The sequence below is a fragment of the Streptomyces sioyaensis genome, assembly GCF_004122735.1.
Classification (GTDB): Bacteria; Actinomycetota; Actinomycetes; order Streptomycetales; family Streptomycetaceae; genus Streptomyces; species Streptomyces sioyaensis.
Genome location: NZ_SDIF01000150.1, coordinates 1 through 12,753, shown reverse-complemented (window position 1 = coordinate 12,753; position 12,753 = coordinate 1). Strand labels below are relative to the sequence as shown.

Below are 12,753 nucleotides of genomic sequence, written 5' to 3'. Positions count from 1 at the left end.
GGCGTGGGCCGGGGACGAGTCGCGGGCCGGGGACGAGTCGCGGGTGGGAGTCGCTGACGCCAGGTGTCACCGTCGGGCCGGGCAGACGGGCAGGTCGGGCACAAGGGCGGGTCGGCGCCCGTCGGGGGCGGGTCGGCGCCCGTACGGGGATACGGCGACGCGCCCGGGCAAGCGTTTGGCGCAAACCACAAGACAACGATCCCAGCACCGTGGGCAGCAACATCTACGCGCGTAGGGGAATACCGGTTACCCTCGTCCGCGTGAACGCATCTGTTACTCCGGACATCGCGCGCGACCCGCAGGGTGCCGCCGCCGACGCCGCCGCCCGTCTGCGAGAGCTGACCGGCGCCGAGACCCATGACGTCGCCCTGGTGATGGGCTCGGGCTGGGCACCGGCCGCCGAGGCCCTGGGCGCGCCCGAGCACGAATTTCCCGTCACCGAGCTGCCCGGCTTCCCGCCGCCGGCCGTCGCAGGTCACGGCGGCAAGATCCGCTCGTACCGGGTGGGCGAGAAGCGGGCGCTGGTCTTCCTGGGCCGTACGCACTACTACGAAGGCCGCGGTGTCGCCGCGGTCGCGCACGGCGTGCGTACCGCCGTCGCGGCCGGCTGCAAGACCGTCGTGCTCACCAACGGGTGCGGCGGCCTGCGCGAGGGCATGCGTCCCGGCCAGCCGGTCCTCATCAGCGACCACCTGAACCTGACCGCCACCTCCCCGATCGTCGGCGCCAACTTCGTCGATCTGACCGATCTGTACTCGCCGCGGCTGCGCGCGCTGTGCAAGGAGATCGACCCGAGCCTGGAGGAGGGTGTCTACGCCCAGTTCCCCGGCCCGCACTACGAGACCCCGGCCGAGATCAAGATGATCCGGACGCTGGGCGCCGACCTGGTCGGGATGTCCACCGTCCTGGAGGCCATCGCGGCCCGCGAGGCGGGCGCCGAGGTGCTCGGCCTGTCGCTGGTGACGAACCTCGCCGCCGGCATGACGGGCGAGCCGCTGAACCACGAAGAGGTGCTGCAGGCCGGTCGCGACTCGGCGACCCGGATGGGCACGCTGCTCGGTCAGGTCCTCAGCAAGATCTGACGGAGGCCGGCCCGGTCCGGCGGAAGCCGGTGCCATGCTCCGGCGGACGGGACCGATCCGGCGGCGTGCGGGCCCGGCCCGCGGTCGGATCCGGCCGCGTACGGTCCGGCCGGTACCGAGCGGATCTCGCCTCGGGCCGAGCCTGGTCGACCCGGTCCAGGCCGGTCCGGTCCGGTCAAGCGCGGCCCGACCCGGCCGACCGCCGTCCGGTCCAGCCGAGCCGGTCTGGTCCGGGTCCGGGTCCGGCCGGGCCCGCCCCGATCAACCTGAGACCCGATCGACCTGACCCGACCCGACCGAGCGCGCCCCAGCCGAGCGCACCCCGACCGACCACGCCCCCGAGCCTCTCGCGCCGCCGCCTCCTCTTCCCCCCGGCAACGATTACAGAGAGTGATTCGTTCCTTACTCCGTTACATTCTGTGACGGGGAGAGGGTGGCGTCAAGGCCGGGTGGCACGTGGCGCGTGGGCCGCACGTGGCCGGATGGCGTCGTTCGCCCCCCACGCGGGGTAAGGGGTACGAGCCGGGTGCGCACCGCGCAGGCGCCCGGCCGCCCGCAGGCCCCTGTACGCAACCCCACCGCGTACGCAACCCACCACGTACGCAACCCACCACGCACCCACCCCCAGGAGCATCACGTGGCTACCGATCCCGCGGAGCTGATCAACCAGGCCAAGGCATGGCTGGCCGAGGACCCGGACCCGGAGACCCGGGGCGAGCTGGCCAAGCTCATCGAGGCCGAGGACACCGACGAGCTGGCCGCCCGGTTCGCCGGCACCCTCCAGTTCGGCACCGCCGGGCTCCGCGGTGAGCTGGGCGCGGGCCCGATGCGGATGAACCGTTCCGTGGTCATCCGGGCCGCGGCCGGTCTCGCCGCGTACCTCAAGGCGCAGGGCGAGGGCTCCGGGCTGGTCGTCATCGGCTACGACGCGCGCCACAAGAGCGCCGACTTCGCCCGTGACACGGCGGCCGTGATGGTGGGCGCGGGCCTGCGTGCCGCGCTGCTGCCGCGCCCGCTGCCCACCCCCGTCCTGGCCTTCGCGATAAGGCATCTGGGTGCGGTCGCCGGTGTGGAGGTCACCGCCAGCCACAACCCGCCGCGCGACAACGGCTACAAGGTCTATCTGGGCGACGGCTCGCAGATCGTGCCGCCCGCGGACGCCGGGATCGCCGCCGAGATCGCCGCGGTCGGCCCGCTGGACGGCGTGCCGCGCCCGGAGGCCGGCTGGGAGATCCTCGACGAGGCGGTTCTGGCCGCCTATCTGGAGCGTACGGACGCGGTGCTGACGCCCGGGTCCCCCCGGGACACCAGGGTCGTCTACACGCCGATGCACGGCGTCGGCCGGGACACCCTCGTCGCCGCCTTCGCCCGGGCCGGCTTCCCGGCCCCGGTGGTCGTCGCGGAACAGGCCGAGCCGGACCCGGACTTCCCGACGGTCGCCTTCCCCAATCCGGAGGAGCCGGGCGCGATGGACCTCGCGTTCGCCACCGCCCGGGCGGCGGGCGCGGACATCGACATCGTGATCGCCAACGACCCCGACGCGGACCGCTGTGCCGTCGCCGTCCCCGCCCCCGGCACCCCGGAGGGCTGGCGGATGCTGCGCGGCGACGAGGTCGGTGCGCTGCTCGCCGCCCATCTGGTGCGCAAGCGGGCGTCCGGCACCTTCGCGACGACCATCGTCTCCTCGCAGCTGCTGTCCCGGATCGCGGCCGCCTCGGCGCTCCCGTACGAGGAGACGCTGACCGGCTTCAAGTGGCTGGCGCGGGTGGACGGTCTGCGGTACGCGTTCGAGGAGGCGCTGGGCTACTGCGTCGACCCGGAGGGCGTCCGCGACAAGGACGGCATCACCGCGGCGCTGCTGATCACCGAGCTGGCCGCGGAGCTCAAGCAGGCCGGGCGCACCCTGACGGATCTCCTCGACAACCTGGCGCGGGAGTTCGGGCTGCACGCCACCGACCAGCTCTCGGTGCGGGTCGAGGACCTCTCGCTGATCGCCGATGCGATGCGCAGACTGCGGGAGCAGCCGCCGGCCGTACTGGCGGGCCTGACCGTGTCCCGCGCCGACGATCTGACGCGGGGCACGGAGACGCTGCCGCCGACCGACGGTCTGCGCTACTACCTGGCCGGCTCACCGGAGGCGGGCATCGAGTCGGCCCGTGTCGTGGTCCGTCCCAGTGGCACCGAGCCCAAGCTCAAGTGCTATCTGGAGGTCGTGGTCCCGGTGGCCTCGCCCGAGGCGCTGCCCGAGGCCCGGACGACGGCCGCGGCGGCCCTGGCGGCCGTCAAGCGGGACGTGTCGGCAGCGGCGGGAATCGACGCCTGAGGCAGGGTTGACGGACGCCCGATGCACTCCTGGCGCACGCCTGGTGCAGGGTTGACGCAGGGTCAAAGTCGGGCAGCGGCCCCCGCCCACCGCGACGGGGGCCGCTGCCGCATCCCGGCGTACGGCACCCGCGGTCCACGGCATGCCCGGCATGTGCGGCCCACGACCTGCCCGGCCCGCCCGGTCTGCCCGGCCCGCCCGGTCTGCCCGGCCCGCCCGGCCGGCCGGCCCGGCATCCGGCATCCGGCATCCGGCATCCGCACGGCCCTTCCGCGCCAAAGCGCTCCGATTCCCCGCTTCCCCGCCTCAGGCGCTCAGACCGCGATCATCACCGCAAGTCCCACCGCCCCCGCCACGATCGGTGCGAGGACCGGGTACGACCAGCGCACCACCGGTTCGCCCTGGGGCTCGGGGTTCTCGCGGCGGGTGGCGCGTTCCTTGACCTCGCGCAGTTCGTCGAGGGCCTGGTCGGCCATGGCGCGCGGGACGGGGCCGGCGTCGGCGTGCGGACCGAAGCGGGGGTGGGGCGCGGTGCCGCGCGTCGCCTGCCGGCCGGCCTTCTTGCGCTGTCGCAGTGAGACGGGGATGGCCCACATCTGGTAGGTGCCGTCGCCGGTGATCACTTCGGTGGAGTAGCCCGCCCGCAAGCCCTCGACCGCGTCCCAGGGGAGCGTGATCGTACGGAACGGGTTACGCACCGTCAGCCGGTCCTCGCCCGCCCTGACCAGGGGCCGCAGGGTGAAGGCGGTCACCAGCGGCACGCCGAGGAGCAGGGCGAAGAGCGCCGTGAGGCGGGTGTGGGCATCGCCGCGCAGCAGTGCGTCGCTGCCGAGCCAGAGGCCGAGCAGGAGGAGCAGTGCGCCGCCGGCGAGGGCCGCGGGCGAGCGGTAGCTGCGCTCCGCGTACTGCTGCTGCGGCGGGGTGGACCGGTCCTGGCTCGTCATGTCGCCGATTCTGCCGGACCGTCCGGATGTCGGACATTGCGTTACGGCATCATTCGGGGGCGTGCGTCGGGGCGTGCGTCGGAGGTGTCCGGGGCCTGGTGGCGGCCGGTTCCGGTGCCCGCCACCAGGCACGCCACCAGGCACGCCACCAGGCGCCCCGGTGTCGTGTGCCCGCGCGCACCGGCCGGATTCGGACTGTCCAGGGGGATGACATGGCGCTACGCGCGTAGATATGCTCCCCTCGTGACCATGCCCATCACTGTTCCCGCATACGGCAAGGAAGCCGCGGGGCGTCTGGCGTCAATGGCGGACGTGACCGCCGACGACGGTGCGCTGCGCCGCTTCCTCCACGGCCTCCCGGGGGTCGACGCGGTCGGCCTCGAAGCCCGCGCCGCCACCCTCGGTACCCGCTCGATCAAGACGACGGCGAAGGCGTACGCCATCGATCTCGCCCTCTCGATGATCGACCTGACGACGCTCGAAGGCGCGGACACCCCGGGCAAGGTCCGGGCGCTGTGCGCCAAGGGCATCCACCCCGACCCCACCGACCGCGGCTGCCCTCAGGTCGCGGCGATCTGCGTCTACCCGGACATGGTCGCGACGGCCAAGGAGGCGCTCGGTGGCTCGGGGATCCACGTCGCGTCCGTCGCCACCGCCTTCCCGGCGGGCCGGGCCGCGCTGCCGGTCAAGCTCGCCGACACCCGGGACGCGGTGGCGGCCGGCGCCGACGAGATCGACATGGTGATCGACCGGGGCGCCTTCCTCTCCGGCCGGTACATGGACGTCTTCGAGGAGATCAAGGCCGTCAGGGAGGCGTGCGCGCGGCCCGATGGCAGCGCGGCTCACCTCAAGGTCATCTTCGAGACCGGTGAGCTCCAGACGTACGACAACGTCCGCCGGGTGTCCTGGCTGGCGATGCTCGCGGGGGCGGACTTCATCAAGACCTCGACGGGGAAGGTGGCGGTCAACGCCACCCCGCCGGTCACCCTCCTGATGCTGGAGGCGGTCCGCGACTTCCACGCCACGACCGGTGTCCAGGTCGGGGTGAAGCCGGCCGGCGGTATCCGTACGACCAAGGACGCGCTCAAGTACCTGGTGATGGTCAACGAGACGCTGGGCGAGCCCTGGCTGACCGCCGACTGGTTCCGCTTCGGCGCCTCCAGCCTCCTCAACGACCTGCTGATGCAGCGCCAGAAGCTCAGCACCGGCCGCTACTCCGGCCCCGACTACGTCACGGTGGACTGAGGCTCCCATGACCTTCGATTACGCACCCGCACCCGAATCCCGCGCGGTCGTCGACATCGCGCCGTCCTACGGCCTGTTCGTCGACGGCGAGTTCGTGCCGGCCCATGACGGCAAGGTCTTCAAGACCGTCTCCCCGTCGTCGGAGGAGGTCCTCTCCGAGGTCGCCCAGGCGAGCGCCGAGGACGTCGACCGTGCCGTGAAGGCCGCCCGCAAGGCCTTCGAGAAGTGGTCCGCGCTGCCCGGCGCCGAGCGGGCCAAGTACCTGTTCCGGATCGCCCGGCTCGTTCAGGAGCGCTCGCGCGAGCTGGCCGTGCTGGAGTCGCTGGACAACGGCAAGCCGATCCGGGAGTCCCGGGACGCCGATCTGCCGCTGGTGGCCGCGCACTTCTTCTACTACGCGGGCTGGGCCGACAAGCTCGACCACGCGGGCTACGGCCACAACCCGCGCCCCCTTGGCGTCGCGGGCCAGGTCATCCCGTGGAACTTCCCCCTCCTCATGCTGGCGTGGAAGATCGCTCCGGCGCTGGCGACCGGCAATACGGTCGTCCTCAAGCCCGCCGAGACGACGCCGCTGTCCGCGCTGTTCTTCGCGGACATCTGCCGGCAGGCGGGTCTGCCGAAGGGCGTCGTCAACATCCTGACGGGCGACGGCTCCACGGGCGCCGCCCTGGTGGCCCACCCCGGCGTCGACAAGGTCGCCTTCACCGGTTCCACCGAGGTCGGCAAGGCCATCGCGCGTACGGTCGCCGGCAGCGACAAGAAGGTGACCCTGGAGCTGGGCGGCAAGGCGGCGAACATCGTCTTCGACGACGCGCCGCTCGACCAGGCCGTCGAGGGCATCGTCAACGGGATCTTCTTCAACCAGGGCCAGGTGTGCTGCGCGGGCTCGCGGCTGCTGGTCCAGGAGTCGGTGGCCGAGGAGCTGCTGGACGCCCTCAAGCGCCGGATGCGGACCCTGCGGGTGGGTGACCCGCTCGACAAGAACACCGACATCGGCGCGATCAACTCCGCGGAGCAGCTGGCCCGGATCACCGCGCTGGCCGAGGCGGGCGAGGCCGAGGGCGCCGAGCGCTGGTCGCCGTCGTGTGAGCTGCCCAGCGCCGGCTACTGGTTCGCCCCGACGCTGTTCACGGGCGTCACGCAGGCGCACCGCATCGCCCGTGAGGAGATCTTCGGCCCGGTGCTGTCCGTGCTGACGTTCCGCACGCCCGCGGAGGCCGTGGAGAAGGCGAACAACACCCCGTACGGCCTGTCCGCGGGCATCTGGACGGAGAAGGGCTCGCGGATGCTGTGGATGGCGAACAAGCTGCGTGCGGGCGTCATCTGGTCCAACACGTTCAACAAGTTCGACCCGGCCTCGCCGTTCGGCGGCTACCAGGAGTCGGGCTTCGGCCGCGAGGGCGGCCGGCACGGTCTGGAGGCGTACCTCGCCCCGTCGAGCCCGGAGGGCGCGCGCTGATGAACACTGTTGACCGCTTGAGTGTGCTCAAGACCTACAAGCTGTACGTCGGGGGGAAGTTCCCCCGGTCCGAGAGCGGGCGGGTGTACGAGGTGACCGACTCCAAGGGCACATGGCTCGCCAATGCGCCGCTGGCCTCCCGCAAGGATGCCCGGGACGCGGTGGTCGCCGCCCGTAAGGCGTTCGGCGGCTGGTCGGGTGCGACGGCCTACAACCGCGGGCAGATCCTGTACCGCGTCGCCGAGATGCTGGAGGGCCGCCGCGACCAGTTCGTGGCGGAGGTGGCCGCGGCCGAGGGGCTGTCGAAGGCGAAGGCCACGGCGCAGGTGGACGCGGCGGTCGACCGCTGGGTCTGGTACGCGGGCTGGTCCGACAAGGTCGCCCAGATCGCGGGGGGCGCCAACCCGGTGGCGGGCCCGTACTTCAACCTGTCCGCCCCCGAGCCGACCGGTGTCGTCGCGGTCGTGGCGCCGCAGGATTCGTCGTTCCTCGGCCTGGTGTCGGTGATCGCCCCGGCGGTCGTCACCGGTAACACGGTGGTCGTGGTGGCCGCCGAGGGCGCCCCACTGCCCGCCCTTTCGCTGGCCGAGGTGCTCGCCACGTCCGACCTCCCTGGCGGTGTGGTGAACATCCTCTCGGGCCGTACGGCGGAGATCGCCGCGCCGCTCGCCGCCCATCAGGACGTCAATGCCCTGGATCTCGCGGGTGCCGGCGAGGAGTTGGCGAAGGAGCTGGAGGTGGCCGCGGCCGACAACCTCAAGCGGGTGCTGCGTCCGGCGCCGGTGAACTGGTCCGCGGACCCCGGCACCGGCCGGCTGATGAGCTTCCTGGAGACGAAGACGGTGTGGCATCCGATGGGTGTTTAGGCCTGCTCTGGCGGCCTTATGACGTGCCGTCACAAATGCCTGTGCGGGGTCTCGCCTTGGGGCGGGGCCCCGCACGGCTGTCCGATCCTTTAACTACGATTGACCTCACAGCACGCCATCGACATTCAACGGGGGAGATTTCGTGCCGGAGCAATTCAGCGCTGCCCAGGAAGCGCTGCACAAGTTCGCCAGGAGCGCCGATCAGCGGGCCGAGAAGGTGCGGTCCATCCGCAGCGGCCTCGCCTCCCACTCCGTGCACCGCGAGGCTTTCGGGAAGCTTCCGGAGTCGGAGGAGATCAGCAAGGACTACGAGGAACGCCAGGAGGACACCCTGGAAACCCTCGAGGACATCGCCACCTTGCAGGAGAAGATCAGCGAGGGCGTCACGACCACCGCGCAGTCCTACCAGGACAGCGATGACGAGACCATCCAGGCGTTGAACAGCGTGCACCACGAGGGTGGCAGCCGATGAGCGGGCCCGCATCGACGGCAGTCGGCGCCTACAACAAGGTCAACGACTGGATGAGCGGGATGAGCGGTCTCGTGGACGAGATCATGCGTCCGCTCGTCGAACCGCTCGCAGACCAGCTGGAGTTCGTGACCGGCGACCCCGAGACGCTCAAGGAAGCGGCCAAGCTGTGGCGCGACAAGGCCGCCGACCTCCGGGACGTCGTGGCCGACCAGCGGCGCGACCGTTCGGATCTCGCGCACGAGTGGACCGGTGAGGCCGCCGAGGCACTCCAGAACTATCTCGCCGAGCTGGAAACCGCCATGGAGGCGGAAGCCAATGACATGGACAAGACGGCCGAGGTCCTGGAGGGGGCTGCCGAGCAGGCCCAGTTCGCCCAGGAGATGGTCGAGGCCATCATCCAGGAGCTCATCGAGTGGGCCCTGATCACACTGGCAGCGGCGTTGGCCCTGACCGTCGTGACCGCGGGTCTCTCATGGGCCGGCGAGGCCGCGATGGCCGCGACCGAGGCCAGCGTCGCCACGAGCCGTATCGCCGAAGTGGTGTACAAGCTCGGCAGCAACCTCAAGTCCCTCTCCAACATTCTGAAGTTGCTCAAGCGGGCGAAGAAGTTGACGAAGCTCTCCAAGGTCAAGAAGATCAAGCCCTGGACCTGGAAGCACATGAGCGACCCGGTGGAGAGGGAGGCGTTCCTGATGGGACAGGGCGCCAAGAAGGCGCTCAAGGCCATCAAGACCCCGCTGAAGGCGGGCGCCGCCATCGGGATGGGCGGCCTCGGTTTCAGCGGCACCCCACTGGGCGCCGCGGCGGGAGTCGCCGTCGATCACGCGGCCGAGAAGGTGGATGAGTTCCTGACCGGCGACAAGTCCTCCTCGTCCGGCGACAACAGCTCGCCGCTGCCCGACTTCGGTTCTTCCCGGCCCACGCACAGCGAGGTGCACCTGCCGCCCGCGCCGGACTTCGCCCCCTCGCGCGACGTCCAGGAGCCGGTCTCCCCGCTGGGCGGCGGACGCCCCACCGCCCCGGACCCGGGGTTCGCGTCGCTGCCCGACGAGCCCGTCGCCCAGGACCCACTCAGCCGCTACCGCGAACCGGCCGTCGAGGAGAATCCCGGAGTGACCACCATGCCGGCGCCGGCCCGGACGACCGCGCCCCGCGATCCCGACAACCCGTTCGGCTGAGCCGCACACCGGACGAAAGGAGCGGCACCGGATGAAGCCGTTTTACCGCGACTGTTTTCCCCCTTACCTCCAGCCGGGGGAAAGGCTGATCATCGCCTCGGACTACTGCCACAATGCGGCGCTGCCCTTCGTCCCTGCCGAGCTGCGCACCCCGCGCCCCCCGTCCCCTCTCGAACAGCGGGTGCGGGGCGCGCTGGGCAACGCTCTGGGCAAGGTGACGAAGCCGCTGGGCCCGGCGATCAGCAACCGACTGGCGAACAACCCCGTGACGCGGGCCGTCAGCGGGTCCGCCGGCAACAGCGCGCCGCGGCCCGTCGGCAAAGAGGGCGAATCCGTCGCCACGTATGCCGCCGGAGACTTCGGCGTCCAGGGCGGGAGGCGGCCGGACCGCGACCTCAGCGAGGCGGTGTTCGAAATTCAGGACACGATCGAGGACGCCGCGTCCGACGCCATCGAACGCATGATGTACGGCAAGCCCATGGAGGGCGGCTGGTCGAGCATGGCCGGGCGTTTCCTGGTCGATCTGACGAACGCGGGCGACGAGCCCAGATTTCAGGCGCTGACCGACCGCCGGCTGATCGTGCTCGTGGACCGCAACAAGAGCTGGCTGAACGGCACCCCGAAGTGTGATCTCGGGGTGGCGGTGCCCCGTACGAACATCGCCCGGGTCACCGCGCATTCCAAGGCCATCACCAAGGGACGGTTCGACGTCACCTTCATCGACGGTTCGTGGATCGCCCTGGGCAGTCTGCACCGCGCGAACATGGAGGGCATTGTCGCCGCCTTCCACCAAGGCGTCTGATCACATGTTCCAGGGGAGCTGACCGCGTGCCGAAGACGGACCATGCAACGCCCTGCCGCCAGTTCCTCCACCCTGGCGAAGTGCTGCGGGAGGCCTGGGACTACCACGAGTACCCGGATCTCCCGCTCGTGCCCGCCCACCTTCGGGCGCCCCGCAAGCGGCCGCCGCGCACAAAGGGTCTCCTGGGGAAGCTGAGCGACATCCTCGACAAGGCGTCGCAGCCGTCCGGCGGTGCGGCCGCCAGTCGACCGTCCGACAGCCGCCTGCTCAACAACAGGCTGATCGACAACCGGATGACGCGCGCGGCCGGAAATGTCGCGGAAAATCTGAACGAGGCCCAGGAGGACATCGAGGACGCCCTCGACGACGCCGCAAACCGCGCGCTGTTCGGCAAGACCATGGAGGGCGACTGGACCAGCATGGCCGGCCGGTTCCTCGTACAGGTCGGCAACGCGGGTGGCTCGCCCCGGCATCAGGCGCTCACCGACCGCCGGCTGTTCGTGCTGACCGACCAGGCCACGGGATGGCGGGAGCGCGAGCCCGAGCTGGAACTCGCCGTGCAGATACAGCTCTCGAACATCGCGGAGCTGCGGCCCCGGCCGCGTATGACGTTCCCCCGTGGCCGCTTCGATCTGGTCTTCGTCGACGGCTCGTGGCTGGCGCTGAGTTGCTCGTTCCAGGAGGACGGGCGCTGACCCCAGGGCCGGCTCCGGCCCCGGTGTTCGGTCCGACAGCCGGTCCGACGGCCGGTCCGACGGCCGGTCTGGGCTGCCCACCGGCGCCGGGCCCAGGGCCGTGCCGGCCGCCGCCCGTCCCTCACCCCGGCAGCACCCTCGTCACCGTCCCCACCAGCGGCAGGGTCCTGAGCGTGCTGCCGCTGGAGAGGGGGCCGGTCACCATGGTGGTGCCCACCGGCTTGAAGTCGGCGATCTGGGTGCCCACGGCGTTGGCGAGCGGGTCGACGGAGGTGTTGGCCAGCGGGTCCACCTTGAGGTTCTTGACCGGGCCGACGCCGCCGGCCGCGGAGTGCAGCAGTGCGCCGGTCAGCGCGGAGGCCGTGGCGCCGGAGTCGGTGCTGCGTTCGGTGGCGGACGCGGGGGCGGCGCTCGCCGTTGCCGCACCGCCCGCCGCGATCGCCGCACCGGCCGCGGAGATCACCAGGCCGGCGCGCAGCAGGGTGCGCGGGATGCGGCTGGGCTTGGGACGTGCGTGGGAGGGCATGTGCCACCTGCCTGTGGGGTCGGAGCAGTCGAAGTGCTGTGCGGAATGCGCGAGCGAAAGCGGTTCGGTAATCGATTGACTGCGTAGCGTAGTTGAGGTCCGGGGGCCGATCCACCTCGCGCGCGAGGGGTACCCCACACGGGCCAATGCGCGACAATGGCTGCCCGTGAGCCTTCACTCCTCCTCCCGGCCGTCCTCCCCCGAGCGCTCGGCTCCTCCCCCACTCCCGGCTTCGCTCAAGCGGGGGGACCCCCATGAGCAGGGCGGCCCTCCCGCCCGGGTCGTGCTGCTGACCGGCCCCTCGGGCTCCGGCAAGTCGTCCCTGGCCGCGTGCAGTGGCCTGCCCGTCCTCACGCTCGACGACTTCTACAAGGAGGGGACGGACCCGACCCTGCCGCAACTGCCCGACGGCGGCGGTGCCGACTGGGACTCGCCGCTCTCCTGGGACGCCGAAGCCGCGGTCGCGGCCATCGAGGCACTGTGCCGTACGGGGCGCGCCGACGTTCCGGTGTACGACATCGCGACCAGTGCCCGGGTCGGCGCGGCGGGTCTGGACCTGGGCGGTGCGCCGCTGTTCCTCGCGGAGGGGGTCTTCGCCGCCGATGTCCTCGCACGGTGCCGGGCGGCGGGGCTGCTGGCCGACGCGTTGTGTCTGCGCGGGCGCCCGTCCACCACGTTCCGCCGCCGGCTGGCCCGGGATCTGCGCGAGGGCCGTAAGCCGGCCCCGTATCTGGTGCGCCGCGGACTGCGGTTGATGCGTGACGAGCGGTCGATCGTCGCGCGGCTCACCGCGCTGGGCGCACACCCCTGCGCCAAGCCGGAGGCGCTGGCCCGGATATCGGCCGCGCGGGCGGCACATGCGGATGCGGTGGGCGCGGCGGCGCGTTCCTGAGGCGCGGCCGCGTTCGCGCCGGGCGCCGGTGCGCCGGCCGACTTCGGCCGGGTGCCGGGCGCGCCGATCGGCTTCGGTCGTGGCCGCGTACGCACGAAGAAGCGGGTTCGGACGGCCCCCCCGGTCGTCCGAACCCGCTTTTTTCTTCCCCCGTGCTCCCCCGTATCCCCCGATACGTCCGGCCGTCACCGAGCGTCGAGCGCTCGGTGACGGCCGGACGTATCGGGGGATACGGGGGAGCACGTGGGAAGAAAAAAGCGGGTTCGGAC

The 12,753-nt window shown here is 71.7% G+C and carries 12 protein-coding genes; 10 read left to right on the top strand and 2 right to left on the bottom strand.

Annotated elements, in window-relative coordinates; genetic code table 11:
* Positions 1–260 precede the first annotated feature (260 nt).
* Both EST54_RS30470 and EST54_RS30465 read left to right on the top strand, forming a co-directional pair.
* The gene (locus EST54_RS30470) at positions 261–1,082 is read left to right on the top strand and encodes a purine-nucleoside phosphorylase (protein ID WP_129250930.1); all 822 of its coding nucleotides are present in this window, start codon (positions 261–263) and stop codon (positions 1,080–1,082) included.
* 637 nt (positions 1,083–1,719) lie between these two features.
* Positions 1,720–3,405, top strand: coding sequence for a phospho-sugar mutase (locus tag EST54_RS30465; protein ID WP_129250929.1), 1,686 nt, complete (start codon positions 1,720–1,722; stop codon positions 3,403–3,405).
* Between the two features lie 314 nt (positions 3,406–3,719).
* Here the strand turns inward: EST54_RS30465 and EST54_RS30460 are convergent, their stop codons facing one another.
* Positions 3,720–4,349, bottom strand: a complete 630-nt coding sequence (locus EST54_RS30460) for a PH domain-containing protein (RefSeq protein WP_129250928.1) — start codon at positions 4,347–4,349, stop codon at positions 3,720–3,722.
* A gap of 249 nt (positions 4,350–4,598) precedes the next feature.
* On the opposite strand from EST54_RS30460, the gene deoC reads away from it, so the two are divergent.
* From deoC to EST54_RS30425, 7 genes are all read left to right on the top strand, one after another.
* Positions 4,599–5,594, top strand: coding sequence for a deoxyribose-phosphate aldolase (gene deoC / locus EST54_RS30455; RefSeq protein WP_174857548.1), 996 nt, complete (start codon positions 4,599–4,601; stop codon positions 5,592–5,594).
* Between the two features lie 7 nt (positions 5,595–5,601).
* The gene (locus EST54_RS30450) at positions 5,602–7,053 is read left to right on the top strand and encodes an aldehyde dehydrogenase family protein (RefSeq protein ID WP_129250927.1); all 1,452 of its coding nucleotides are present in this window, start codon (positions 5,602–5,604) and stop codon (positions 7,051–7,053) included.
* Positions 7,053–7,919, top strand: coding sequence for an aldehyde dehydrogenase family protein (locus EST54_RS30445; protein WP_161989334.1), 867 nt, complete (start codon positions 7,053–7,055; stop codon positions 7,917–7,919). Before EST54_RS30450 ends, EST54_RS30445 begins: the two co-directional genes overlap by 1 nt.
* Positions 7,920–8,061: 142 nt before the next feature.
* Complete coding sequence (locus tag EST54_RS30440) at positions 8,062–8,391, top strand: hypothetical protein (protein WP_129250926.1); 330 nt, start codon at positions 8,062–8,064, stop codon at positions 8,389–8,391.
* Positions 8,388–9,569, top strand: a complete 1,182-nt coding sequence (locus tag EST54_RS30435; RefSeq protein ID WP_006603560.1) for a WXG100 family type VII secretion target — start codon at positions 8,388–8,390, stop codon at positions 9,567–9,569. Before EST54_RS30440 ends, EST54_RS30435 begins: the two co-directional genes overlap by 4 nt.
* Positions 9,570–9,600: 31 nt before the next feature.
* Positions 9,601–10,371, top strand: coding sequence for a hypothetical protein (locus tag EST54_RS30430; RefSeq protein WP_129250925.1), 771 nt, complete (start codon positions 9,601–9,603; stop codon positions 10,369–10,371).
* A gap of 26 nt (positions 10,372–10,397) precedes the next feature.
* Complete coding sequence (locus EST54_RS30425) at positions 10,398–11,066, top strand: hypothetical protein (RefSeq protein WP_129250924.1); 669 nt, start codon at positions 10,398–10,400, stop codon at positions 11,064–11,066.
* A gap of 121 nt (positions 11,067–11,187) precedes the next feature.
* On the opposite strand, the gene EST54_RS30420 is transcribed toward EST54_RS30425, so the two are convergent.
* Entirely contained in the window at positions 11,188–11,592 is a 405-nt protein-coding gene (locus tag EST54_RS30420; RefSeq protein ID WP_129250923.1) for a hypothetical protein, read from the bottom strand.
* A 283-nt stretch (positions 11,593–11,875) separates the two neighbouring features.
* Here EST54_RS30420 and EST54_RS30415 point away from each other — a divergent pair, with 283 nt between their 5' ends.
* A complete protein-coding gene (locus EST54_RS30415) occupies positions 11,876–12,484 on the top strand; it encodes an ATP-binding protein (RefSeq protein ID WP_129250931.1) in 609 nt (202 codons plus the stop codon).
* Positions 12,485–12,753 lie beyond the last annotated feature (269 nt).

What these genes read in the sequence shown, in the direction of transcription:
- EST54_RS30450 (WP_129250927.1), top strand. Translation starts at nt 5,602, where the DNA reads ATGACCTTCGATTACGCACCCGCACCCGAATCCCGCGCGGTCGTCGAC.
- EST54_RS30430 (WP_129250925.1), top strand. Translation starts at nt 9,601, where the DNA reads ATGAAGCCGTTTTACCGCGACTGTTTTCCCCCTTACCTCCAGCCGGGG.
- EST54_RS30460 (WP_129250928.1), bottom strand. Translation starts at nt 4,349, where the DNA reads ATGACGAGCCAGGACCGGTCCACCCCGCCGCAGCAGCAGTACGCGGAG.
- deoC (WP_174857548.1), top strand. Translation starts at nt 4,599, where the DNA reads ATGCCCATCACTGTTCCCGCATACGGCAAGGAAGCCGCGGGGCGTCTG.
- EST54_RS30420 (WP_129250923.1), bottom strand. Translation starts at nt 11,592, where the DNA reads ATGCCCTCCCACGCACGTCCCAAGCCCAGCCGCATCCCGCGCACCCTG.
- EST54_RS30445 (WP_161989334.1), top strand. Translation starts at nt 7,053, where the DNA reads ATGAACACTGTTGACCGCTTGAGTGTGCTCAAGACCTACAAGCTGTAC.
- EST54_RS30435 (WP_006603560.1), top strand. Translation starts at nt 8,388, where the DNA reads ATGAGCGGGCCCGCATCGACGGCAGTCGGCGCCTACAACAAGGTCAAC.